The sequence below is a fragment of the Pseudomonas sp. MUP55 genome, from assembly GCF_034043515.1.
Classification (GTDB): domain Bacteria; phylum Pseudomonadota; class Gammaproteobacteria; order Pseudomonadales; family Pseudomonadaceae; genus Aquipseudomonas.
In genome coordinates this window covers 3,490,051-3,511,830 of record NZ_CP138214.1, presented here as the reverse complement: position 1 = coordinate 3,511,830, position 21,780 = coordinate 3,490,051, and the positions used below count along the sequence as shown (strand labels likewise).

At 62.4% G+C, this 21,780-nt stretch carries 25 protein-coding genes; 14 read left to right on the top strand and 11 right to left on the bottom strand.

Annotated elements, in window-relative coordinates:
- Window position 1: 1 nt before the first annotated feature.
- A complete protein-coding gene (gene tusD / locus SC318_RS15720) occupies window positions 2–394 on the bottom strand; it encodes a sulfurtransferase complex subunit TusD (RefSeq protein ID WP_320427541.1) in 393 nt (130 codons plus the stop codon).
- 158 nt (window positions 395–552) lie between these two features.
- Between tusD and SC318_RS15715 the strand changes: the two genes are divergently transcribed.
- Entirely contained in the window at window positions 553–1,728 is a 1,176-nt protein-coding gene (locus SC318_RS15715; protein ID WP_320427540.1) for a CaiB/BaiF CoA transferase family protein, read from the top strand.
- 90 nt (window positions 1,729–1,818) lie between these two features.
- On the opposite strand, the gene SC318_RS15710 is transcribed toward SC318_RS15715, so the two are convergent.
- Both SC318_RS15710 and SC318_RS15705 read right to left on the bottom strand, forming a co-directional pair.
- Complete coding sequence (locus tag SC318_RS15710; RefSeq protein ID WP_320427539.1) at window positions 1,819–2,313, bottom strand: SprT family zinc-dependent metalloprotease; 495 nt, start codon at window positions 2,311–2,313, stop codon at window positions 1,819–1,821.
- Window positions 2,314–2,440: 127 nt separating this feature from the next.
- Window positions 2,441–3,043 (bottom strand): Yip1 family protein, encoded by a 603-nt coding sequence (locus SC318_RS15705; protein ID WP_124371051.1) that lies wholly within the window; start codon window positions 3,041–3,043, stop codon window positions 2,441–2,443.
- Window positions 3,044–3,344: 301 nt separating this feature from the next.
- On the opposite strand from SC318_RS15705, the gene ttcA reads away from it, so the two are divergent.
- The gene (gene ttcA / locus SC318_RS15700; RefSeq protein ID WP_320427538.1) at window positions 3,345–4,169 is read left to right on the top strand and encodes a tRNA 2-thiocytidine(32) synthetase TtcA; all 825 of its coding nucleotides are present in this window, start codon (window positions 3,345–3,347) and stop codon (window positions 4,167–4,169) included.
- Window positions 4,170–4,236: 67 nt separating this feature from the next.
- Window positions 4,237–4,908: a DNA-3-methyladenine glycosylase I gene (locus tag SC318_RS15695; RefSeq protein ID WP_124387106.1), complete on the top strand. Its 672-nt coding sequence runs from the start codon at window positions 4,237–4,239 to the stop codon at window positions 4,906–4,908.
- A 119-nt stretch (window positions 4,909–5,027) separates the two neighbouring features.
- Here SC318_RS15695 and SC318_RS15690 read toward each other — a convergent pair whose 3' ends face one another.
- Genes SC318_RS15690 through arsC form a run of 3 tightly spaced genes read right to left on the bottom strand, consistent with a single transcriptional unit; the run spans window position 5,028 to window position 6,395 of the window.
- Window positions 5,028–5,447, bottom strand: coding sequence for a DUF2069 domain-containing protein (locus tag SC318_RS15690; RefSeq protein WP_320427537.1), 420 nt, complete (start codon window positions 5,445–5,447; stop codon window positions 5,028–5,030).
- The gene (gene wrbA / locus SC318_RS15685; protein ID WP_320427536.1) at window positions 5,431–6,045 is read right to left on the bottom strand and encodes an NAD(P)H:quinone oxidoreductase; all 615 of its coding nucleotides are present in this window, start codon (window positions 6,043–6,045) and stop codon (window positions 5,431–5,433) included. The genes SC318_RS15690 and wrbA overlap by 17 nt, the downstream gene beginning before the upstream one ends.
- Complete coding sequence (arsC, locus tag SC318_RS15680; RefSeq protein ID WP_320427535.1) at window positions 6,042–6,395, bottom strand: arsenate reductase (glutaredoxin); 354 nt, start codon at window positions 6,393–6,395, stop codon at window positions 6,042–6,044. Before arsC ends, wrbA begins: the two co-directional genes overlap by 4 nt.
- A 115-nt stretch (window positions 6,396–6,510) precedes the next feature.
- Here arsC and SC318_RS15675 point away from each other — a divergent pair, with 115 nt between their 5' ends.
- On the top strand, window positions 6,511–6,972 hold the full coding sequence (locus SC318_RS15675) for a TlpA disulfide reductase family protein (RefSeq protein ID WP_124387102.1): 462 nt from the start codon (window positions 6,511–6,513) through the stop codon (window positions 6,970–6,972).
- Between the two features lie 141 nt (window positions 6,973–7,113).
- Here the strand turns inward: SC318_RS15675 and SC318_RS15670 are convergent, their stop codons facing one another.
- The 4 genes from SC318_RS15670 to SC318_RS15655 all read right to left on the bottom strand — a co-directional run bounded on the left by SC318_RS15670 (window position 7,114) and on the right by SC318_RS15655 (window position 11,930).
- Complete coding sequence (locus SC318_RS15670; RefSeq protein WP_320427534.1) at window positions 7,114–7,518, bottom strand: META domain-containing protein; 405 nt, start codon at window positions 7,516–7,518, stop codon at window positions 7,114–7,116.
- Window positions 7,515–7,955, bottom strand: a complete 441-nt coding sequence (locus SC318_RS15665; RefSeq protein WP_320427533.1) for a hypothetical protein — start codon at window positions 7,953–7,955, stop codon at window positions 7,515–7,517. The genes SC318_RS15670 and SC318_RS15665 overlap by 4 nt, the downstream gene beginning before the upstream one ends.
- 71 nt (window positions 7,956–8,026) lie before the next feature.
- The gene (locus tag SC318_RS15660; protein WP_320427532.1) at window positions 8,027–9,016 is read right to left on the bottom strand and encodes a 2-hydroxyacid dehydrogenase; all 990 of its coding nucleotides are present in this window, start codon (window positions 9,014–9,016) and stop codon (window positions 8,027–8,029) included.
- Between the two features lie 160 nt (window positions 9,017–9,176).
- Window positions 9,177–11,930, bottom strand: coding sequence for a response regulator (locus tag SC318_RS15655; protein WP_320427531.1), 2,754 nt, complete (start codon window positions 11,928–11,930; stop codon window positions 9,177–9,179).
- Between the two features lie 204 nt (window positions 11,931–12,134).
- Between SC318_RS15655 and SC318_RS15650 the strand changes: the two genes are divergently transcribed.
- Together SC318_RS15650 and SC318_RS15645 are read left to right on the top strand one after the other, a co-directional pair.
- Window positions 12,135–12,863, top strand: a complete 729-nt coding sequence (locus SC318_RS15650; protein ID WP_320427530.1) for a response regulator transcription factor — start codon at window positions 12,135–12,137, stop codon at window positions 12,861–12,863.
- Entirely contained in the window at window positions 12,850–14,208 is a 1,359-nt protein-coding gene (locus tag SC318_RS15645) for a sensor histidine kinase (protein WP_320427529.1), read from the top strand. Before SC318_RS15650 ends, SC318_RS15645 begins: the two co-directional genes overlap by 14 nt.
- Before the next feature lie 3 nt (window positions 14,209–14,211).
- On the opposite strand, the gene SC318_RS15640 is transcribed toward SC318_RS15645, so the two are convergent.
- The gene (locus tag SC318_RS15640; protein WP_320427528.1) at window positions 14,212–14,727 is read right to left on the bottom strand and encodes a DUF2062 domain-containing protein; all 516 of its coding nucleotides are present in this window, start codon (window positions 14,725–14,727) and stop codon (window positions 14,212–14,214) included.
- A 135-nt stretch (window positions 14,728–14,862) separates the two neighbouring features.
- Between SC318_RS15640 and SC318_RS15635 the strand changes: the two genes are divergently transcribed.
- The 8 genes from SC318_RS15635 (at window position 14,863) to murB (ending at window position 21,719) form a co-directional block, all read left to right on the top strand.
- Window positions 14,863–17,088, top strand: coding sequence for a DNA internalization-related competence protein ComEC/Rec2 (locus SC318_RS15635; RefSeq protein ID WP_320427527.1), 2,226 nt, complete (start codon window positions 14,863–14,865; stop codon window positions 17,086–17,088).
- Window positions 17,089–17,197: 109 nt separating this feature from the next.
- Window positions 17,198–17,833 carry a flagellar polar localization protein PocA gene (locus tag SC318_RS15630; protein WP_122676958.1) on the top strand — a complete coding sequence of 212 codons (636 nt, stop codon included), beginning with the start codon at window positions 17,198–17,200 and terminating at the stop codon, window positions 17,831–17,833.
- Window positions 17,830–18,258, top strand: coding sequence for a flagellar polar localization protein PocB (locus SC318_RS15625; RefSeq protein WP_320427526.1), 429 nt, complete (start codon window positions 17,830–17,832; stop codon window positions 18,256–18,258). The genes SC318_RS15630 and SC318_RS15625 overlap by 4 nt, the downstream gene beginning before the upstream one ends.
- Window positions 18,258–19,268, top strand: a complete 1,011-nt coding sequence (gene lpxK, locus SC318_RS15620) for a tetraacyldisaccharide 4'-kinase (RefSeq protein WP_320427525.1) — start codon at window positions 18,258–18,260, stop codon at window positions 19,266–19,268. The genes SC318_RS15625 and lpxK overlap by 1 nt, the downstream gene beginning before the upstream one ends.
- Window positions 19,269–19,292: 24 nt before the next feature.
- Window positions 19,293–19,478, top strand: a complete 186-nt coding sequence (locus SC318_RS15615; protein WP_003174668.1) for a Trm112 family protein — start codon at window positions 19,293–19,295, stop codon at window positions 19,476–19,478.
- A complete protein-coding gene (gene kdsB, locus SC318_RS15610) occupies window positions 19,475–20,239 on the top strand; it encodes a 3-deoxy-manno-octulosonate cytidylyltransferase (RefSeq protein WP_320427522.1) in 765 nt (254 codons plus the stop codon). The genes SC318_RS15615 and kdsB overlap by 4 nt, the downstream gene beginning before the upstream one ends.
- Window positions 20,239–20,703, top strand: a complete 465-nt coding sequence (locus SC318_RS15605) for a low molecular weight protein-tyrosine-phosphatase (protein WP_320427521.1) — start codon at window positions 20,239–20,241, stop codon at window positions 20,701–20,703. The genes kdsB and SC318_RS15605 overlap by 1 nt, the downstream gene beginning before the upstream one ends.
- The gene (murB, locus tag SC318_RS15600; protein WP_320427520.1) at window positions 20,700–21,719 is read left to right on the top strand and encodes a UDP-N-acetylmuramate dehydrogenase; all 1,020 of its coding nucleotides are present in this window, start codon (window positions 20,700–20,702) and stop codon (window positions 21,717–21,719) included. Before SC318_RS15605 ends, murB begins: the two co-directional genes overlap by 4 nt.
- Window positions 21,720–21,780: the final 61 nt, after the last annotated feature.

Genomic DNA, 21,780 nt, shown 5'->3' with positions numbered 1-21,780 from the left:
CTTACGAGCCTCCAAAACAGATCAGGCGGTCGGCGTCCTGGATGGCGTCATGCAATTGCCCCAGGCCCGACAGCGCCCAGGGCGCATCCAGATTTACCGCGCTGCGTTGATAGCGCGTGGCTTCCTCGGCGTTGAGCACCCCACGGCGCAGGGCAGCGGCGATGCACACCACGCCGTCGAGCTGGTGGGCGCTGACGAACTCGCGCCATTGGCAGGCGATGTCTTGCTCATCCTGGGGCGCGACGATGTTATTGGACGCGCTGTATACGCCATCCTGATAAAAAAACAGCCGCACAATCTCATGCCCGCCGGCCAGGGCCGCCTGGGCGAACAACAGGGCGCGGCGCGAGGAGGGCGCGTGGGCGGCGCTAAACACTGCAATCGCGAATTTCATGAAAGACTCTGCCAACAAACGTGGGCCAATGATAAAGCCGCCGCGACGAAAAAGCCCGCCGTGATCAAAACGGTCACTGCGGTTGATCGTTCTGACGATTGCCGTCAGTGCCGCAGGCTGACTACGCTGTGGCCAGTCGAATCGCAAACGGAGTGTGTATGACAGGTCCCTTGGCGTCCCTCAAAGTGCTGGATTTTTCCACCCTGTTGCCCGGCCCGTTTGCCTCGCTGATGTTGGCGGACATGGGCGCCGAGGTGCTGCGCATCGAGTCGCCGACGCGCCCGGACTTGCTGCGTGTGCTGCCGCCCCATGATGGCGGCACGTCGGCAAGCCATGCCTACCTCAATCGCAACAAGCGCAGCCTGGCGCTGGACCTCAAGCAGGCCGAGGCGCTGCAGATCGTGCTTGAGCTGGTCAAGGGCGCCGATATCCTCATCGAACAATTCCGCCCCGGCGTGATGGAGCGCCTGGGCCTGGGCTACGGGGCATTGAAAGCGATCAACCCCAGGCTGATCTACGTGTCGATCACCGGCTACGGCCAGACCGGCCCTTACCGGGATCGCGCCGGCCACGATATCAACTACCTGGCCGTGGCTGGCGTGGCCAGTCATACCGGGCGGCGCGACAGTGGCCCGTTGCCGCTGGGCGTGCAACTGGCGGACCTGGGTGGTGGGTCTCTGCATGCGGTGGTGGGCTTGCTCGCGGCGGTTATCGCGCGCCAGCACAGCGGCGTCGGCCAGTACCTGGACGTGAGCATGACCGACTGCTCGTTCAGCCTGAACGCCATGGCCGGCGCCGGTTACCTGGCCTGCGGGGTGGAGCCGGAGCGGGAAAACCATTTTCTCAATGGCGGCAGTTTCTACGACTATTACCGCACGCGGGAGGGGCGCTGGATGTCGGTGGGTAGCCTGGAGCCGGCATTCATGCAGCAATTGTGCGAAACCCTGGGGCGCCCGGAGCTCGCGGCGCACAGCGTGAAGCCTGAGCAGCAACCGGCGCTCAAGCGGGCGCTGCAGGTGGAATTCGAAAAGCGCAGCTTTGATGAACTGTGCACCTTGTTCGCTGAGGTGGATGCGTGCGTGGAACCGGTGTTGAGCCTGAGTGAAGCCCTGGAGCACCCGCAATTGAAGGCGCGGGCGCTGGTCAGCCAGGTGCCGAGGGGCGACGGATCGACCCAGGCGCAGATGGCCTGCCCGCTGAAGTTCTCCGAGGGGTTGCCGGCACCCCGGCATATTGGTGTGGCCGTAGGGGCGCACAGTGATGAAGTGCTGGCGGAGTTGGGGTTCAGTGCTCAGCGGATAGGGGAGTTGCGCCAGGCCAAGGTTATTGGGTGACTGTTCTGGTGCCAGTTCAAGCCCCCTCCCACACTTTGATGTGTGAATACATTCAACATGTGGGAGGGGGCTTGCCCCCGATGATGCCCCTCACTCCACCCGAGTCTCCCCAGTGAACACCAGCGTCTGCCGGCACCGCCGACACACATACCGCCGCCCCTGGCCCACCAGCCCATGCCTCTGCGGTGAAAACGGAAAGTCGCTGTCGGCGCACGGGCAGCGGTAGATGTAACGGGTCACCTGACGACGCTTGACCTCATAGGTATGGCAACGGTCCGGCGGCAGTTCGTAAACCCCGCGCATGATCAACTGCCATTCCTCACCGTGGGGTTGGATGCGCTCGCCAAAGAGCTGGTGGGCGATCAGGTGCGCCACTTCGTGGGCCACGGTCTGTTTCAGGAAGTGCTGGCTGTTTTCACGGTAAAGCTGAGGGTTGAAGCGCAGCAGGTTTTCGTGCAAATGCGCGACACCGGCTTTCTGGCCCCGCAGCTTGAGGCTGACCTTGGGGCGTTTGAAGCTTCGTTTGAAAAAGGATTCGGCTTGCAGGAAACAATCTTCGACGCGGGTATTGAGTTGCTCGGGCATGCTGTACATATCTCCAGAGACGCCCAGTATGCCGCAAAGCAGGGTGTTTCCGAATCTGTCAGGCGCCGAATGGTCATGCATAACGCACAAAGCCACCTTGTCGGTGGCTTTGCCTGCGGTAAAAGGGCTAACTGGTGTAGATCGGCCCAACGCCCAGGCCCCAGACGATCACGGTAAACGCCATGATCGCCACCAGCACCACCAGGCCCACGGCCAGTACCGAACTGGAAAACAGAAAGCCTTCATCCGGGTCAATACTCATGAACGTCGGCAACCCAACGTACAGCAGATACACGGTGTAGCAGATCGCCGCCGTACCTACGACCATGCCCAGCCACATGTGCGGATAAAGCGCCGCCAAGCCGCCGATGAACAGCGGTGTCGCCGTGTAGGTAGCAAAAGCCACGCAGCGCGCCATGCTGGGGTTGGCGTCATAGGTGCGGGCCATCCAGTGAATGAACGCGCCCATCACCGCCACGCCGCCGAGCATGGCCGCGTACGACATCAGGGTCATCCACAGCGCGCTTTCCTGGGTCAGCATGACCGGGGCACGGTTGCCGATGACCCAGCCCACCTGGGTAGTGCCGATAAACGCAGAAACGGCGGGGATCGCCGCGAGAACGAGGGTATGGGTGAGGTACATGTGGCTGATGCTTTCTTCTTTATCGCCACGAATTTCCCGCCATTCCTGGTCGGGATGGGTAAAAAGCCCCACGACGTGATGGATCATGCCAGTCACTCCTGTCGTTATTACTATCGCCCCGCATCGGAGCGCCCACCGGCCAAATGGCCTGCAAGGTCTGGATAGTTGTGCGACCTCACGTCGCAGTATAGGAAGTGATGTCCGGGAAAACCGTAGGGCCTTTAGAGTAAATCGCGCTGTAAACACGGGTGCTAATCGCGGCGCGGTCTGTGACTGGCCATGCATTCAAGGGTGGGAGGGGGCAAGCCCCCTCCCACATTGGACTTGGTTGCTCATATCGTTAAAATACCCCGCTTTTCGTCACACACTTCCAGCGGATCCAAGCGCCATGGGCACTCTTACGGTCAATCAGAACAAACTGCAAAAACGCCTGCGTCGCCTGGCCGGTGAAGCCGTCGCCGATTTCAACATGATCGAGGATGGCGACAAGGTGATGGTCTGCCTCTCCGGCGGCAAAGACAGCTATACCTTGCTCGATGTGCTGCTGCACCTGCAAAAGGTTGCGCCGATCAAGTTCGAGATTGTCGCCGTCAACATGGACCAGAAGCAGCCGGGCTTTCCCGAGCATGTGCTGCCGGCCTATCTCGAGGAACTGGGCGTCGAGTACCACATCGTCGAGAAAGACACCTATTCGGTGGTCAAGCAGCTGATTCCCGAAGGCAAGACCACCTGCTCGCTGTGCTCGCGCCTGCGGCGTGGCACGCTCTATACCTTCGCCGACGAGATTGGCGCAACCAAGATGGCCCTGGGGCATCATCGCGACGATATCGTCGAGACCTTCTTCCTGAACATGTTCTTCAACGGTTCGCTCAAGGCCATGCCGCCCAAGCTGCGCGCCGATGACGGGCGCAACGTGGTGATCCGCCCGCTGGCGTATTGCAACGAGAAGGACATTCAGGCGTATTCCGACTTCAAGCAATTTCCGATCATTCCGTGCAACCTGTGCGGCTCCCAGGAAAACCTGCAGCGCCAGGTGGTCAAGGACATGCTGCTGGACTGGGAGCGCAAGACGCCAGGGCGTACCGAAAGCATCTTCCGCAGCCTGCAGAATGTGATCCCGTCGCAATTGGCCGACCGCAACCTGTTTGACTTCACCAGCCTTAAAATCGATGAAACCGCCGCATCGCGTTTCGTCAACGTAGTGAACCTCTAACGTTCTACAACGCTCTGAAAGACGGCGCTTACGGGCGCCGTTTTCATTTCAACTGCCAGGAGAGGGCATGCGCGACTACAAATGGCTGCACGAATATTGTTTGAACCGTTTCGGTTCAGCGGCCGAACTGGAAGCCCATCTGCCGGTACCCAAGACCCCGGCGCAACTGCGCAAGATCAGCGATGACCGCTACCTGTCGACCCTGGCGCTGCGCGTGTTCCGTGCCGGGTTGAAGCACAGCGTGGTGGACGCCAAGTGGCCGGCGTTCGAACAGGTGTTCTTCGGGTTCGACCCGGAAAAAGTGGTGCTGATGGGCGCCGAACACCTGGAGCGGCTGATGCAGGACACGCGGATCATTCGCCACCTGGGCAAGCTCAAGAGCGTGCCGCGCAATGCGCAGATGATCCTGGACATCGAGCAGGAGAAGGGCAGCTTCGGTGCGTTTGTCGCCGAGTGGCCGGTCACCGATATCGTCGGGCTGTGGAAGTACCTGAGCAAGCACGGCCATCAACTTGGCGGGCTGTCGGCACCGCGCTTTTTGCGCATGGTCGGCAAGGACACTTTCGTGCCGAGCTACGACGTGGTGGCGGCACTGAATGCACAGAAGATCGTCGACAAGGCACCCACCAGCCTGCGCGACCTGGCGACCGTGCAGGGCGCGTTCAACCAGTGGCATGCCGAGAGTGGACGGCCGATGTGTCAGTTGTCGATGATGTTGGCGTACACCGTCAATCACTGACCATGTGCTGGCATTCCGTGGCGAGGGAGCTTGCTCCCGCTGGAGTGCGAAGCGCTCCCAAAAGCCTGGGGCCGCTACGCAGCCCAGCGGGAGCAAGCTCCCTCGCCACAGGGATGTGATCAGGTGGGCAGTGGCTCAACGGCCAGCCGCCGATTCAACTGATGCCGCCAGCGCACATACAACAACGCCGTACAGAACAGCGCCAGGCTCGCCGCCATCTCCAGCACCCCGAACCATTGCCGGTTCGGGTCATAGGCCGCCAGTGCACCCTTGATGAAATACAGGTTCACCACAAAGCACATCCACGAATGCCCGCGCGCGCTGCCCATGATCATCCCCGGCGCCAGCACCAGCAGCGGCACCAGTTCGATCAGCAGTATCACCCACGGGCGCGCCCCGTGCAGGTCGGCCACGAATAGGTAGTACACGCACAACAAGCCGACCAGGGCGAAAAACGCCACAAGGCTCAATGCGCGTGCAAGCTTGACCCGCGGTTCCAGCCACGCTTGGGGCGGCAGTACCTTAGGCTTCCTGGCCACGGCCGTTCTCCAACAGCGTGGCGGTTTTGGCCAGGCGCAGGCCCAGGGCGCGGCACAGGGCGATTTCATGGGGGTCGAGCATGCGTTTGCCGTCAGGGCCGGCGTGGTGGCTGGCGCCATAGGGCGTGCCGCCGCCCTGGGTGTCGAGCAGCGCCTGTTCGCTGTAGGGCAGGCCGGTGATCAGCATGCCGTGGTGCAGCAGCGGCAGCAGCATCGACATCAGCGTGGTTTCCTGGCCACCGTGCAGGCTGGCGGTGGAGGTGAACACACCGGCGGGTTTGCCCACCAGGGCACCCGTGAGCCACAGGTTGCTGGTGCCGTCGAGGAAATACTTGAGCGGCGCGGCCATGTTGCCGAAACGCGTCGGGCTGCCGAGGGCCAGGCCCGAGCAGTTCTTCAGGTCATCCAGGCTGGCATACAGGGCGCCCTCGTCGGGAATGCTCGGCGCCACGGCTTCGCACTCGGTGGAGATCGCCGGCACGGTGCGCAGCCGGGCTTCCATACCACCCTGCTCGATGCCGCGGGCAATGTGCCGGGCCATTTCGCTGACCGAGCCATTGCGGCTGTAATACAACACCAGCACATAAGACGTCGTCACGGCAGAATCTCCAGTACGTTTTCCGGCGGCCGGCCGATGATGGCTTTATCGGCGGTTTCCAGGATCGGGCGTTCCATCAGCTTGGGGTGTTCGGCGATGGCGGCGATCAGTTGCGCTTCGCTGAGGCTGGCGTCGGCCAGGTTGAGGCTTTTGTATTCCTCTTCGCCGGTGCGCAGCAATTGGCGTGCGCCAAGGCCGAGTTTGGCCAGCAGGGCCTTTATCTGCGCAGCGTTCAGTGGGGTTTCCAGGTAGCGCACCACGGTGGGCGTCAAGCCGCGTGCTTCGAGCAGTTCAAGCGCACCGCGGGATTTCGAGCAGCGCGGGTTGTGATAAAGCGTCAGATCGGTCATGTGCGGGTCGCATCTTGCGTAAGGTGGCGGGTATTCTACCTGCGCTGCGGGCCGTCCTTAAACCGTAAGAGGCGATAGGCCGCAGCCAACGTTCATTTTTACGAAGGATTACCCCATGACAAGGCGACTGATCGGTGCATTGGCGATTATCACAACCCTGCTGCTCAGCGGCTGCGGTAACGATTACGGCGTGGACCAGTACGGCCAGAAAGTGCCGGCCGAACGCCTCGACAAGCAGTGGCTGGTGGTCAACTACTGGGCTGAATGGTGCGGCCCGTGCCGCACGGAAATCCCCGAACTCAACGCCCTGGCCGAGCAGCTCAAAGCGCAGAACGTGGGCGTGTTCGGGGTCAATTTCGACAATGTGCAGGGTGAAGAGCTCAAAGCGGCCAGCGACAAGCTGGGCATCAAGTTCACCGTACTGGCGCAGAACCCCGAAGCGATCTTCGATATTCCCCGCAGCGAGGCGCTGCCGGTGACCTACATCATCGATGACAAGGGCAAGGTGCGTGAGCAACTGATGGGTGAGCAGACGGCGCAAGGGGTGTTGGCCAAGCTCAAGGCGCTGCGCGGTTAAAAAACCAACTCAAAACAAATGTGGGAGGGGGCTTGCCCCCGATAGCGGTGTATCAGCCAGAAATTATTCAGCTGACCCACCTCAATCGGGAGCAAGCCCCCTCCCACATTTGGATCCCCATTGATTCAGCGACTGGGGATATCAGCCTTCTTCGAGCCACAGCCGAATCGGCTTGCCGTCGGCGGGCCAGAAGCGGGTCTGCTCGATCGGTGAGATGTCCCAGCGCTGTACGCCTTGCAGGGCCTGGAAGAAGCGGTGCTCCTGCTCCATCAACGCCTCGGCGCACAGTTTGCGGGTACTGCCGATCGGGCCGAAGCTGAGCGTGTTGCCTTCAAGGGTGTACGGCGCAAACCAATGGTTGCAGCCGCCGTTGCCATAGGCGCGACCATCGGCGCCAAGGGTGACGGTCAGGTGTGCGTAGTCCATCAAGGGCCGCTCGCCGATCCATTCCACCACGTAGCTGTGATCCTGCTTGAGCTTGACCGCATCACCGGCGCAGCCACTCAAGGCCGTCCCCACGGCGGCGAGCAGCAGCAGGCGCTTCATTGCGCGGCCTGCTGGCATTTCGGGCAGCGGTGCTTGTCGCTTTCGCTGGCCCAGCCGAGCGCTTTGATGCGCGCATTGGCGGCTGGCTGCAGCGGTTCCTTGGTGAGCTTGGTTTCCACCGCGAATTCAAACTCCAGCACGCTGTCGCAGCTGTCGCAATTGACCTTCCAGGTGTGAATCTCCAGCTCGCCGAATTTCGGCCCCTGGGCCATGGCGACCCATTGGCCCGCCGGGCGGATGGAGTAGCGCGCGTCACCTTCCACGGTCAGGCGCATCGACAGGGTTTTACTGCCGCGCAGGGTGACGATCAGCACGTCGCCATGCTTGATCGAACCACCATTGCCGGTGACTTGATAGCGGCCCGGCACCAGGGCGCGGCATTCGATCAGGGTGTGTTGCGGGCTCAGCAAGCTGAAGCGGAAATCGTGTTCGGCCATGGATCCTCCAAATAGGCGCGGCATCCTATCACGGGTGCTGGCTCATCATGAGCCCGGTATGTGACCGCTGATCATCCCTCGACCAGGTTCTGCGCACGGCCCTCTGCCCATGCCGCAATATTGGCCAGCGTAGTGCCAGCGATCCCCGCCAGTGCCTCGCGGGTCAGGAAGGCCTGGTGCGCGGTGATGATCACATTGGGGAAGGTCAGCAGGCGGGCGAGCACGTCGTCTTGCAGGGGCAGGTCCGAACGGTCTTCGAAAAACAGCTGGGCCTCTTCCTCATACACATCCAGCCCCAGGTAACCGAGCTGGCCGTTTTTAAGCGCTTCAACCAGTGCCGGCGTGTGGACCAGTCCGCCGCGGCCGGTATTGATCAGCATGGCGCCCGGTTGCATGTGCGCCAGGGAGTCGGTGTTGATCAGGTGCTGGCTGTCGGCGGTGAGCGGGCAATGCAGGCTGATGATCTGAGCTTCGGCGAGCAATTCGGGCAGGCTCACGTAGCGCGCGCCCATGGCCTGGACCTGCGGATTGGGGAAGGGGTCATAGGCCAGCAACTGACAGCCGAAGCCGGCCATGATTTTGGCGAAGGCAGCGCCGATCTGCCCGGTGCCGACCACGCCGACGGTTTTGCCGACCAGATCGAAACCGGTGAGCCCGTGCAGGCTGAAGTCGCCATCGCGGGTGCGGTTGTAGGCACGGTGCAGGCGACGGTTGAGGGCCAGGATCAGGGCCACGGCATGTTCGGCCACGGCGTGGGGCGAGTAGGCCGGTACGCGCACCACGCTCAGGCCCAGGTGCTTGGCGGCCTGCAAGTCGACATGGTTATAGCCGGCCGAGCGCAACGCAATCAGGCGCGTCCCGCCTTTGGCCAGCTGTTCGAGCACCGGGGCGCTGAGGTCATCATTGATAAAGGGGCAGACCACCTCGTGCTGTTGGGCCAGGGCGACGGTGTCGAGGTTGAGGCGGGCGGGCTGGAATTGCAGCTCGATGCCCTGAGGGCGCGGCTCACCGAGAAAACTGTCACGGTCGTAGGCCTGGCTGCTGAAAAGGATCACGCGCATTAAAAAGCTCCCTGCACTTTATACCTTGGAAATGCTGACTAAATGTGGGAGGGGGCTTGCCCCCGATAGCGGTGTATCAGTTACAAATATTGCAGCTGACACCCAGCAATCGGGGGCAAGCCCCCTCCCACAGGGTTGAGTGACTGCCATACGAAATGGGTCAGGCGCTGACCCGCGCCTCACTGGCCAATCGCGCGATCGCCATGTCCAGCTCATCCAATGCGGCCATGGCTTTGGCGTCGTCCTGCTTGAGCAGGGTTTCGGCGCGTTGGCAGGCCGCGCGCAATTGCGGCACGCCGCAGTAGCGTGTGGCGCCATGCAGGCGGTGGACGCGCTCGATCAGCGCGTGGTTGTCATTGGCTTCACGGGCGAGCGTGATTGCGTGCCGATCGGCTTCCAGCGAGGCCAGCAGCATGGCGAGCATGTCGGCTGCCAGGTCAGCCTTGTTGGCGGCCAGGCGCAGGCCTTCATCGTGGTCCAGCACCAGTAACTGCACGCCTGGGCCAAGGCCTTCGGTGGCGCGCTCCGGCCCTTGGTTGCGCAGGGCCAGGCCGGTCCATTTGAGCACCACCTGGGCCAGCTGCCGCTCGCTGATGGGTTTGGTCAGGTAATCGTCCATGCCGCTTTGCAGCAGGGCCCGTTTTTCGTTGGCCATGGCATGGGCGGTGAGGGCGACCACCGGCAGCGGCGTGCCATGGCGTTCGCTCTCCCATTGGCGAATCGCTTCGGTACTCTGGCGCCCGTCCATACCGGGCATCTGCACATCCATCAGCACCAGGTCGAAGGTTTCCTGCTTCACGGCGTCGATCGCCGCATAGCCGCTGTCCACGGCCTGCACCTTGGCCCCCATGTCTTCCAGCAGGGTTTGCACCAGCAACAGGTTTGCCGGGTTATCGTCCACGCACAGCACACGCGGCGCACGGCTGGACAACGGTTCACCCGGCTCGCTGCGCGAGGGCCGCGGGCTGATCAGATCGGCCAAAGCGCGGCGCAGCTTGCGCGTGCAGGCGGGTTTGGCCTGCAACTGACTGTTGGGGTTGGGCACCGATTGGTTGAACAGCATTTGTTCGGTGGTGGGGCACAGCACCAGCACTTTGCAGCCCAGGTGTTCGAGGTCCCACAAATGCTGGTTGAGGCGCTCGGGCGGGATGTCGTTGGCGGTGACGCCGAGCACCGCCAAGTCAATTGCCTGTTCGGTCTGATGCGCGCTGGTGATGCCGTTGGTCAGGCTTTCCAGGGTGTTGAACGGCGTGACTTCCAGGCCGCAGTCTTCCAACTGGTGCTGCAGGGCCTGACGCGCCAATTCGTGGTTTTCCAGCACGGCCACGCGGCGACCCAGCAACGGCGCGCCGGGCAGGTCTTCGACATCGTCGCGGGTCTTGGGCAGGTTCAGGCTGATCCAGAACTCCGAGCCTTCGCCCGGTGTGCTGTCGACGCCGATTTCGCCACCCATCTGTTCGATCAGGCGCTTGGAAATCACCAGGCCCAAGCCTGTGCCACCCGGCTGGCGCGACAATGAGTTATCCGCCTGGCTGAAGGCCTGGAACAGGGCACGCACGTCCTGGTTGGACAGGCCGATGCCGGTGTCCTGCACACTGATGCGCAGCTGCACGCTGTCTTCCTGTTCATCCTCGATCATCGCCCGCGCAACGATGGTGCCTTCGCGGGTGAACTTGATCGCGTTGCTCACCAGGTTGGTCAGGATCTGCTTGAGGCGCAGCGGGTCGCCCACCAGGGCCAGCGGCGTGTCGCGATAGACCAGGCTGACCAGTTCGAGCTGTTTGGCGTGGGCGGCGGGGGCGAGGATGGTCAGGGTGTCCTGCAGCAAGTCGCGCAGGTTGAAGGGCACGCTGTCGAGCACCAGTTTGCCGGCCTCGATCTTCGAGAAGTCGAGAATTTCGTTGATGATGCCCAAGAGATTGTCGGCGGATTTTTCAATGGTGCCCAGGTAGTCCAACTGGCGTGGCGACAGCTCACTTTTTTGCAGCAGGTGAGTGAACCCAAGGATGCCGTTGAGCGGCGTGCGGATTTCATGGCTCATGTTGGCCAGAAACTCCGATTTGATCCGGCTGGCTTCCAGGGCTTCCTTGCGGGCCAGGTCCAGCTCGATGTTCTGGATCTCGATGGTTTCCAGGTTCTGGCGCACGTCTTCGGTGGCCTGGTCGATGCTGTGCTGCAACTCTTCCTGGGCATTTTGCAGGGTTTCGGCCATGCGGTTGATGCCCGACGCCAACTGATCCAGCTCCTGGCTGCCCAAGGGTGGCAGGCGGGTTTCCAGGTTGCCGTCCTTGAGCTGGGCCACGGCTTGCTTGATCAGGCCGATCGGCGAATTGATGGTGCGGCTGATGCGCAGCGCCAGTGCCGCCGTGCCGATCAAGCCGATCGCGATCAGTATCAGGCTGGCGAACAGGCTGCGATAGCCGCGCAGCAACATGCCGTTGTGGGACAGTTCCACCTCGACCCAGCCCAACAGGCGGTCGGACTCGTCCGGAATGACCTCGCCCGCCAGGTTGCGATGGCGGCCGAATACGGGCATCAGGTAGCGGGTGGCGTCATTGCCGGTACGCTGCAGCAGGTGCGAACTGTTGCCGGTAGGCGGTTGATTGAGCATGGTCGGGCCGGCATGGGCCAGGGACGAGCGGTCCGGCGCCAGGAACGACACCGCGCGCACGTCCGGTTGTTCCAGCGATTGGGTCGCGATGCGTTCCAGCAGATCGGTGTTCCTGCTGCTCAGTGCGGGGGCGACCAGCGGCGCCAACTGCTCGGCGATCATTTCACCGCGTTGCAGCAACTGGGTCTGGAGCTCGGAGAGCTGCATCCAAGTGAAATAGCCCCCCAGCAACAGGGCCATCAGGCTGGTCGGCAATAAAGTCAGCAACAGTACGCGGCCTTTTATTCCCATTCTTCTAAGCACGCCACTCTCCTGCTACCACATTGATATCAATCACCACGCCGGCATCCGGCCCGCGCCACCTGCGCAGTGTAGCCATTTGCGCCGGCAGGAATCTCGTAAATTGATGACACGTCGCAATCTTCGGGCCATTGCGCGGCGACCGGCGATTGCCTGTAACACTTTAATCTTGAATAATCAGTCATTGAGAATGACTTGCAGACGCTAATGAATCCCGCAGCCGTTGGCCTACCCAGTATCCTGACCATCGAAGACGACCCCGTGCTGGGCGCCTACGTCCATGAACACCTGGGCCGCTGCGGCTTTGAGGTCACCTGGTGCCAGAATGGCCAGCAAGGTCTGCAACTGGCCCGTGACCGGGCGTTCGACCTGGTGCTGATGGACGTTCTGCTGCCAGGGCTGGACGGGCTGTCGATCCTCACGCACTTGCGCCAGAGCCATGCCATGCCCGTGATCCTGATGTCGGCACTGGGCGCCGAAGCCGACCGTATCAGCGGCTTTCGCTTGGGCGCGGACGATTATCTGCCCAAGCCGTTCAGCATGATTGAGCTGCGGGTGCGCATCGAAGCCATTCTGCGCCGAGTGGCCCTGGACCGCCGCCCCCAGCCAAGCCTTGCGCCCTTGCGCGAAGATGCCCATGTCCTTGAATTTGACGATGAGCAATGCGATGTCGTCTACCAGGCGCACCGGGCCGGCCTGACGCGCAGTGAATACCGTCTGCTGGAAACCTTGCACCGCAATGCTGAAGAAGTGCTCAGCAAAGCCTTCCTTTATCAGCACGTGCTGCAACGCGGTTATGCCCCACACGACCGCAGTCTGGATATGCACGTGAGCCAGATTCGCCGCAAACTCAAGGCCGTCGGCTACACCGAGCGCGAGGTGCGCACGGTGTGGGGCAAGGGCTATGTGCTCAGCGGTCACGATGAAGGGCTCTGAGCGGTTGCCGGGCAGGCACTCGCTGTTCTGGAAGCTGGCGTGCCTGCTGATCGCCTTTTGTTTGCTGATGATCTGGCTCAGTTGGTCCTGGGGCCGGTACATGGAGCAGCAAAGTGCCTACCTCTCGGAAGAGGCGCGCGATACGCTGCGCGGCTATGCGGCGGGGGCCGAGCTGGCCTGGAGCACTCAGGGCAGTGCCGGGGTGGATGCCTGGCTTGAGCACATGGCCGACCGTGAAACCACGTGGCTGGGTGTGATCGGCAATGATCTGCAATCCCTTGGCAGCGCACCGTTGAGCGACAAGGAAAGCCAGCGGCTGACTTTTCTGCGCGGTTTGGATTGGCCGGTGAGCCGCCATACCAAAGGCCTGCCCTGGCTGAAGATCGCCTTTCCCGTCGACCCCGACGCGGGGTCACTGGTGATCGAGTTGCCCAAGCGCTTCATGCCGGGGCGCTATCAGCTGTTCTGGCGGGTTGTCACCAACGGCGTGATCCCCGGGCTGTTTACCTTATTGCTGTGTATCGGCCTGTATCGACTGCTGATCATGCCCCTCAATCAGTTGCGCGAGCAGGCCAATGCGTGGCGTGCCGATCAATTGAATGCGCGGATGTCCCGCGACGCGACCAGTCGCCAGGATGAATTGGGTGAACTGGGACGTGCCTTTGACCACATGTCCGAACGCTTGCAGGGCACCGTGCAGTTGCAGCAACAACTGCTGCGGGACATGTCCCATGAATTGCGCACGCCCCTGAGCCGCCTGCGCGTGGCGTGTGACAGCGAGCAGGATCTGGTGCAGTTGCGTGAACGCCTGAGCCGCGAGATCGACTCCATGCAGCGCCTGGTGGAAGACAGCCTGCAACTGGCCTGGCTGGACAGCGACAGGGCGCCCTTGCCCCAGGAGGCCATTCAACTGCCGGCGTTATGGGACATGCTGCGCGAGAATGCCTGTTTTGAAAGCCACTGGCCGGCCTCGCGCTTGCCGTGCCTGCTGCCCACCGAGTGCTGGGTGCGCGGTAACCTCAATGCGCTCGCCCAGGCCCTGGAAAACATCCTGCGTAACGCGATACGCCATTCTCCGGATCAGGGGAGGGTGACGTTGGACGGCGCGCGTGAAGGCGATCACTGGCATGTGTGGCTGGAGGATCAGGGAGGAGGCATTGATGAGGCCGACCTGGAACGGATCTTCGCGCCCTTCATTCGGTTGGACGGTTCACGACCCGGTGATGGCGGCTTCGGCCTGGGTTTGAGTATTGCGCGCAACGCTGTCCAGCGTCAGGGCGGTCGCCTGTGGGCAGAGAATAGCGGGCAGGGCCTGCGCGTACACCTGCGGCTGCCGGCCTGCTAGCCATCAGCGCCGGCGCAGTTTGCGTTTCTTCCACTGGTGCGCCACCCACCAGCGCCAATACCCCATGGTCAGGCAATAGGCCAATGCGCCGAGCACCAATCCGCAGACCACCGAGCCCAGCAGGAATGGCTGCCACATCGTGCTCAACTCGCCACTGATCCATTCCCAGGTGAGGTTATCGGGCAGGCTGCGTGCCGGCACATTCATCAACCAGGCACCGGTGATATAGGTGCAGAAAAATACCACCGGCATGGTGATCGGGTTGGTCAGCCAGACCAGGCTGACGGCAATCGGCATGTTGCCGCGCACCACAATCGCAAGGACCGCAGCGAGCAACATCTGCAAGGGAATAGGGATAAACGCGGCAAACAAACCCACGGCCATGGCGCGGGCCACCGAATGCCGGTTGAGGTGCCAGAGGTTCGGGTCATGCAGCAGGGTGCCAAGAAACTGTAATGACTTATGTTCCCTGATACTGCTGGGGTCGGGCATGTACCGTTTGAATAAGCGCCGGGGCATAAGGGGTCCAGGTCAGTTCGAGGGGCAAGTATGCGCGCATTCTATAAACAGAAAATTCAGACTTTGTGACAAAACATCAAAGGCGCCGCTGGGAACCCCAACTAAGACTGAATGGATCACCCAAAGGAATGCTCCATGAGGACAGGGATGTTCGCGCTTGCGCTGGGGTTGCTGACCCTGCGTTTTCTACCGGCATTGCCGGCCACCGGATGGCTGTTGGCCATGGTCGTGTTGGCATTGATGTTGTTGCCGTTTCGTACCTATCCGCTGGCGTTCTTCCTGCTGGGTTTGAGTTGGGCCTGCATCAGCGCGCAGTGGGCACTGGATGATCGATTGCAACCGACGCTGGACGGCGAGACGCGCTGGCTGGAGGCGCGCGTGGTCGGTTTGCCCCAGCAGACGGACACGGGCGTACGCTTTGAGCTGGCTGACAGTCGGTCGCGCAAGGCCAGGCTACCCAAGCGCATCCGTGTGTCCTGGCACGGCGGGCCGGCGGTGCGCAGCGGGGAACGCTGGCGTCTGGCTGTCACCCTCAAGCGGCCGTCCGGCCTGCTCAATTTCCACGGTTTCGACCACGAGGCCTGGCTGCTGGCGCAGCGCATGGGTGCCACGGGCTCGGTGAAAGACGGTGAACGCCTGGCGCCGGCCCGCAACGCCTGGCGCGACGGCCTGCGCCAACGCCTGCTGGCTACCGATGCGCAAGGCCGTGAAGCCGCAGTGGCGGCGCTGGTGCTGGGGGACGGTTCGGGGCTGGAGGCACAGGAGTGGCAGGTGGTGCAAGACACCGGCACCGTGCACCTGTTGGTCATTTCCGGGCAGCACATCGGCCTGCTGGCCGGGCTGATCTATGGGCTGTTGGCGGGGTTGGCGCGTTATGGCTGCTGGCCACGAACCCTGCCATGGCTGCCTTGGGCGTGTGGCATGGCTTTCGCAGCCGCCTTGAGTTATGGCCTGCTGGCGGGTTTCGGCGTGCCCGTGCAGCGGGCCTGCGTGATGGTTGGTCTGGTGCTGCTATGGCGGCTGCGCTTTCAGCATCTGGGCGCCTGGTGGCCGCTGTTGCTGGCGTTCAACGGCGTACTGCTGCTTGAGCCGTTGGCCAGTCTGCAGCCTGGGTTCTGGTTGTCGTTTGCGGCGGTTGCGATCCTGGTCCTGACGTTCGGCGGACGGCTGGGGCCATGGAGCGTCTGGCAGGCATGGACACGTCCGCAGTGGTTGATAGCCATAGGCCTGTTTCCATTGTTGCTGGTGCTGGGGTTGCCCATCAGCCTTACTGCGCCAGTGGCCAACTTGTTCGCCGTGCCGTGGATCAGCCTGGTGGTGCTGCCGTTGGCGCTGCTGGGCACGGCGCTGCTGTGGCTGCCGGTGATCGGTGACGGCTTGATCTGGTTGGCCGGTGGGGCGCTGGAAGCCTGGTTCAAGGTGCTGGCGCTGCTGGGCGGGCAGTTGCCGGCCTGGACGCCGGCTGAAGTGCCGCTGGCGTGTTGGCTGGTGAGCCTGGCGGGCGCGGTGTTATTGCTGCTCCCCAACGGGGTGCCGTTTCGTTTGCTGGGCTGGCCCATGCTGTTGCTGGCGGTATTTCCACCCAGGGACCCGATACCCCATGGGCAGGTGACGGTGGTGCAGCTGGATGTCGGCCAGGGGCAGGCCGTGATCCTGCGCACCCGCAATCATGCTCTGCTTTACGACGCCGGGCCTCGTTCGGGGTCGCTGGATCTGGGCGCGCGCGTGGTCTTGCCGTCGTTGAAAAAGTTCGGCATAGAGCGCCTGGACATGATGCTACTGAGCCATGCCGATGCCGATCACGCCGGTGGCGCTGCAGCTGTCGCCCGTGGGGTGCCCATCACGCGTGTGGTCGGCGGCGAAACCGAGGGGCTGCCGGCTTTTCTGAAGACTGAGCCTTGTATCAGCGGTGAACGGTGGGAGTGGGATGGCGTGTCGTTCGTCTTATGGCAGTGGGTTGATGCCATCAGTGGTAACTCCAAATCCTGTGTGTTGCAGGTGGTGGCAGGCGGCGAACGGCTGCTGCTGACGGGCGATATCGACCGTGCAGCAGAGCGCGCATTGCTGGATACGTCATTGGCGGTGCCAACCGATTGGCTGCAAGCGCCCCATCATGGTAGCCGCAGCTCGTCATCCAGACCCTTTGTGCAGCGGCTTGCGCCCAAGTCGGTGCTGATTTCCAGAGGCCGGGGCAACGCCTTCGGTCATCCCCATTCGCAAGTGCTGGAGCGCTATCAGGCCTTGGGCAGCCGGATACATGACAGCGCCGAACAAGGTGCTGTGCGTGTGCAGTTAGGGGCGTTCGAGCCCGCCGTTGTTGCGCGCAGTCAACGCCGGTTCTGGCGCGAACCGTTACCGTAATCCAACGTTACCAAACACGGCGCGCTGCGACAGTCCGGTCTGCGGCCGACGAACCCCGCTGCCGAACCTATATGGTAAAGTGGCGCACTTTTTCGAGGGGGCATTCACTGTGTGGGAATTGGTCAAATCCGGCGGCTGGATGATGTTGCCGATCATCATGAGTTCCATTGCCGCACTCGGCATCGTCGCCGAACGCCTGTGGACCCTGCGCGCCAGTCGCGTCACCCCCGAGCACTTGCTGGGGCAAGTGTGGGGCTGGATCAAGAACAAGCAGCTCGACAAGCAAAAGCTCAAGGAGCTGCGCGCCAATTCGCCGCTGGGTGAAATCCTCGCCGCGGGCCTGGCCAACTCCAAGCATGGTCGCGAGATCATGAAAGAGTGCATCGAGGAAGCCGCCGCGCGGGTGATCCATGAACTGGAGCGCTACATCAACGCCCTCGGCACCATTGCCGCGATGGCGCCGCTGCTCGGTTTGCTGGGCACGGTGCTGGGCATGATCGACATCTTCAGCTCGTTCATGGGCTCGGGCATGACCACCAACGCCGCCGTGCTCGCCGGTGGTATTTCCAAGGCATTGATCACCACCGCTGCGGGCCTGATGGTGGGTATCCCTTCAGTGTTCTTCCACCGTTTCCTGCAACGGCGCATCGATGAACTGGTGGTCGGCATGGAACAGGAAGCCATCAAGCTGGTGGAAGTGGTGCAGGGCGACCGTGATGTGGACCTGGTCGAGGGCAAAGCGTGAAATTTCGCCGCAAGCAACGGGAAAACGTCGATATCAACCTCGCGTCGCTGATTGACGTGGTGTTTATCCTGCTGCTGTTCTTTGTCGTCACTACCACCTTCACCCGGGAAACCCAGCTGCGCGTCGACCTGCCCGAAGCCGTGAGCGGCTCGCCTGCCGAAGACCAGCAGGTCAAGCAATTGGACATCGCCATCAGCGCCGATGGGGTGTTCTCGGTGAATAACCAGTTGCTGGAGAAAAACGACCTGGCCAGCCTGATGGAGGCCTTGCAGAAGGAGTCCGGCGGCGACACCAGCATGCCACTGTCGATCAGTGCCGACGGCAAGACCCAGCATCAGGCTGTGATCACCGCGATGGACGCTGCCGGCAAGCTCGGTTTCAGCCATCTGCGCATGACCACTGTCGAGGCGGCGAGCCCACCCTGATGGCCATGTCCGATCGCTTGCTCAAGGCCTGGTACGAGGGCCACCCGGCGCTCCTGCTGTTACGGCCGTTGGAGTCTTTGTATCGCCGGGTGGTGCAGCGCAAACGTGCGCGCTTCCTGGCGGGTGAGGGCGCTATCTACCAGTCACCGGTGCCCGTTGTGGTGGTGGGCAATATCACGGTAGGAGGCACTGGCAAGACGCCGATGATCCTCTGGATGATCGAGCACTGTCGGCGCAGAGGGTTGCGCGTAGGCGTGGTCAGCCGTGGGTATGGCGCCAAGCCACCACAGTTGCCATGGCGGGTCGAGGCCAACCACAGTGCCGAAGTGGCCGGTGACGAGCCTTTGCTGATCGTGCAGCGCGGCGGTGTGCCGTTGATGATCGACCCGGATCGCAGCCGAGCGGTGCAAGCGCTGTTGGCCAGCGAAACCCTGGACCTGATCCTTTCCGACGACGGCCTGCAACACTACCGACTGGCCCGCGATCTGGAACTGGTATTGATCGATGCCGCCCGTGGCCTGGGCAATCGCCGTTGCTTGCCGGCAGGGCCCTTGCGTGAGCCGGTGGAGCGCCTGCAGAGTATCGATGCGCTGCTCTACAACGGTGCCGCCTCGGACCGGGAAGACGGCTTTGCTTTTCGCCTGCAGCCTTCGGCACTGGTCAACCTGCACAGCGGCGAGCGGCAGCCGGTCAGCTACTTTGCGCCAGGCCAACCGGTGCACGCGGTGGCCGGTATCGGCAATCCGCAACGTTTCTTCAATACCCTTGAAACGCTACACTGGCAGCCGATTCCCCATGCATTTGCCGACCACGCGCCCTACAGTGCCGAGGTGTTGAGTTTCACACCGCCATTGCCGCTGGTCATGACCGAAAAAGACGCGGTGAAGTGCCGCGCCTTCGCCCGGCCCGACTGGTGGTACCTTGCGGTGGATGCGCTACCGTCGCCAGCCTTTGTCGCCTGGTTCGACACGCAGCTGATGCGCCTGCTGCCCAACCGTCTTTTGCCTTGAACCGTTTATCTCCAGGAAATACCCATGGACACCAAATTGCTCGACATCCTCGCTTGCCCGATCTGCAAAGGCCCGCTCAAGCTCAGCGCCGACAAAACCGAGCTGATCAGCAAAGGTGCCGGCCTGGCTTACCCCATCCGTGACGGCATCCCGGTAATGCTGGAAAGCGAAGCCCGCACCCTGACGACCGACGAGCGCCTGGATAAATGACTACCGCCTTCACCGTAGTGATTCCCTCGCGCTATGCATCGACCCGCCTGCCGGGCAAGCCGCTGCAAATGATCGGCGCCAAGCCGATGATCCAGCTGGTATGGGAACAGGCCTGTAAAAGCAGCGCTGAACGGGTGGTGGTGGCGACCGACGATCCGCGCATCATCGAAGCCTGCAAAGGGTTCGGCGCCGAGGCGGTGCTGACCCGCGAAGACCATAATTCCGGCACCGATCGCCTGGCCGAAGTGGCGACGCAACTGGGCCTTGCGCCCGACGCCATCGTGGTGAACGTGCAAGGCGACGAGCCGTTGATCCCGCCAAGCGTCATCGACCAGGTCGCCGCCAATCTGGCGGCCCATGGCGAAGCACGCATGGCAACCCTGGCCGAGCCGATCGAAGACAGCGAAACCTTGTTCAACCCCAACGTGGTGAAGGTCGTCAGCGATACCAACGGCCTGGCCCTGACGTTCAGCCGTTCGACGCTGCCCTGGGCACGGGATGCCTTTGCCAGCAACCCCGGCGTACTTCCGCAAGGCGTACCGTACCGCCGCCATATCGGCATCTACGCCTATCGCGCCGGTTTCTTGCATGACTTCGTCAGCTGGGGCCCGTGCTGGCTGGAAAACACCGAGTCCCTGGAGCAACTGCGGGCCCTGTGGCACGGCGTGCGTATTCATGTGGGTGATGCGCTGGAAGCGCCGCCTGCAGGCGTCGACACCCAGGAAGACCTCGAGCGCGTTCGTCGCCTGCTGGGGGCTTGATGGAGGTCCTGTTTGTCTGCCTGGGCAATATCTGCCGCTCGCCCACCGCCGAAGGCGTCTTGCGCCATAAGCTGCGCGACGCCGGTTTGGCCGGTCAGGTTGAGGTGGCATCAGCAGGCACTGGCGAATGGCATGTCGGCAACCCACCGGATCAGCGCAGCCAGCGTGCGGCACTGGCGCGTGGCTATGACTTGTCATCCCAGCGTGCCCAACAGGTCTCCCGCGCCGACTTTGCGCGTTACGACCTGATCCTGGCCATGGACCACAGCAACCTGCGCAACCTCAAGGCCATGCAGCCAGCACAGGGCAAGGCGCAGCTGGATTTGTTCCTGCGCCGCTTTGACGGCGAAGTGGACGAAGTGCCAGATCCTTATTATGAAGGCGACCAGGGTTTTGAGCGGGTCCTGGACCTGATCGAGCGTGCCTGTGATTTATTGGTGATCGAATTGAAGGGGCGGTTATGACCTTGCAAGTACAGGCGCAGGTATCCCTCAAACCCTTCAACAGCTTTGGCATCGATGTGCGCGCCCAACTGTTTGCCGAGGCCCGCAGTGATGCCGATGTGCAGCAAGCCCTGGCCTACGCCGAGGCGCACAGTGTGCCGCTGCTGGTGATCGGCGGCGGCAGCAACCTGCTGCTGACCCAGGACGTACCGGCCCTGGTGTTGCGTATGGTGACCCAGGGTATTCGCGTGCTGCACGACGACGGCGTGCACGTAGTGGTCGAAGCCGAAGCGGGCGAAGCCTGGCATCCCTTTGTATTGTGGACCCTTGAACAGGGTTTTTGCGGCCTGGAAAACCTCAGCCTGATCCCCGGCACGGTGGGTGCAGCGCCCATGCAAAACATCGGCGCGTACGGTGTTGAAATCAAGGACGTGTTTGCCGGGCTCACGGCACTGGATCGCCAGAGCGGCGAACTGCGGGATTTCAGCCTGCAGGAATGCAGGTTTGCCTACCGCGACAGCCTGTTCAAACATGAAGTCGGGCGCTGGTTGATACTGCGGGTACGCTTTGCCCTGAGCCGCGCCAGCCACCTGAAACTCGACTACGGCCCGGTGCAGCAGCGTCTGGCCGGGCAGGGGATTACCGACGCTACGCCGACCGATGTGAGCCGGGCAATTTGCAGCATTCGCCGTGAAAAATTGCCGGACCCGGCAGAGCTGGGCAATGCCGGCAGTTTCTTCAAAAACCCACTCGTGCCCCAGGCCTTGGCTGTTGAGCTGAAAAGCCAGTACCCGGACCTGGTGGCCTATCCGCAGGCAGACGGGCAGACCAAACTCGCTGCCGGTTGGCTGATCGAAAAGGCCGGCTGGAAGGGCTTTCGCGATGGCGATGCCGGCGTGCATACAATGCAAGCGCTGGTGCTGGTCAACTATGGCGCGGCCACCGGCCGTGACATTGCCAATCTGGCGCTGCGTATCCAGCAGGATATCGCCGAGCGCTTCGGGGTGGTGCTTGAGATGGAACCCAACCAGTACTGATCCGTCCCCGCGCCGCAGAAATGAAAATGCCCCGTATCTCGCGATACGGGGCATTCTTTTT

Excerpts from the sequence above, each read along its gene's own strand:
- tusD (WP_320427541.1), bottom strand. The coding sequence starts at position 394 with ATGAAATTCGCGATTGCAGTGTTTAGCGCCGCCCACGCGCCCTCCTCG.
- SC318_RS15715 (WP_320427540.1), top strand. The coding sequence starts at position 553 with ATGACAGGTCCCTTGGCGTCCCTCAAAGTGCTGGATTTTTCCACCCTG.
- SC318_RS15710 (WP_320427539.1), bottom strand. The coding sequence starts at position 2,313 with ATGCCCGAGCAACTCAATACCCGCGTCGAAGATTGTTTCCTGCAAGCC.
- SC318_RS15705 (WP_124371051.1), bottom strand. The coding sequence starts at position 3,043 with ATGATCCATCACGTCGTGGGGCTTTTTACCCATCCCGACCAGGAATGG.
- ttcA (WP_320427538.1), top strand. The coding sequence starts at position 3,345 with ATGGGCACTCTTACGGTCAATCAGAACAAACTGCAAAAACGCCTGCGT.
- SC318_RS15695 (WP_124387106.1), top strand. The coding sequence starts at position 4,237 with ATGCGCGACTACAAATGGCTGCACGAATATTGTTTGAACCGTTTCGGT.
- arsC (WP_320427535.1), bottom strand. The coding sequence starts at position 6,395 with ATGACCGATCTGACGCTTTATCACAACCCGCGCTGCTCGAAATCCCGC.
- SC318_RS15675 (WP_124387102.1), top strand. The coding sequence starts at position 6,511 with ATGACAAGGCGACTGATCGGTGCATTGGCGATTATCACAACCCTGCTG.
- SC318_RS15670 (WP_320427534.1), bottom strand. The coding sequence starts at position 7,518 with ATGAAGCGCCTGCTGCTGCTCGCCGCCGTGGGGACGGCCTTGAGTGGC.
- SC318_RS15665 (WP_320427533.1), bottom strand. The coding sequence starts at position 7,955 with ATGGCCGAACACGATTTCCGCTTCAGCTTGCTGAGCCCGCAACACACC.
- SC318_RS15660 (WP_320427532.1), bottom strand. The coding sequence starts at position 9,016 with ATGCGCGTGATCCTTTTCAGCAGCCAGGCCTACGACCGTGACAGTTTT.
- SC318_RS15650 (WP_320427530.1), top strand. The coding sequence starts at position 12,135 with ATGAATCCCGCAGCCGTTGGCCTACCCAGTATCCTGACCATCGAAGAC.
- SC318_RS15645 (WP_320427529.1), top strand. The coding sequence starts at position 12,850 with ATGAAGGGCTCTGAGCGGTTGCCGGGCAGGCACTCGCTGTTCTGGAAG.
- SC318_RS15640 (WP_320427528.1), bottom strand. The coding sequence starts at position 14,727 with ATGCCCCGGCGCTTATTCAAACGGTACATGCCCGACCCCAGCAGTATC.
- SC318_RS15635 (WP_320427527.1), top strand. The coding sequence starts at position 14,863 with ATGAGGACAGGGATGTTCGCGCTTGCGCTGGGGTTGCTGACCCTGCGT.
- lpxK (WP_320427525.1), top strand. The coding sequence starts at position 18,258 with ATGGCCATGTCCGATCGCTTGCTCAAGGCCTGGTACGAGGGCCACCCG.
- SC318_RS15615 (WP_003174668.1), top strand. The coding sequence starts at position 19,293 with ATGGACACCAAATTGCTCGACATCCTCGCTTGCCCGATCTGCAAAGGC.
- kdsB (WP_320427522.1), top strand. The coding sequence starts at position 19,475 with ATGACTACCGCCTTCACCGTAGTGATTCCCTCGCGCTATGCATCGACC.
- SC318_RS15605 (WP_320427521.1), top strand. The coding sequence starts at position 20,239 with ATGGAGGTCCTGTTTGTCTGCCTGGGCAATATCTGCCGCTCGCCCACC.
- murB (WP_320427520.1), top strand. The coding sequence starts at position 20,700 with ATGACCTTGCAAGTACAGGCGCAGGTATCCCTCAAACCCTTCAACAGC.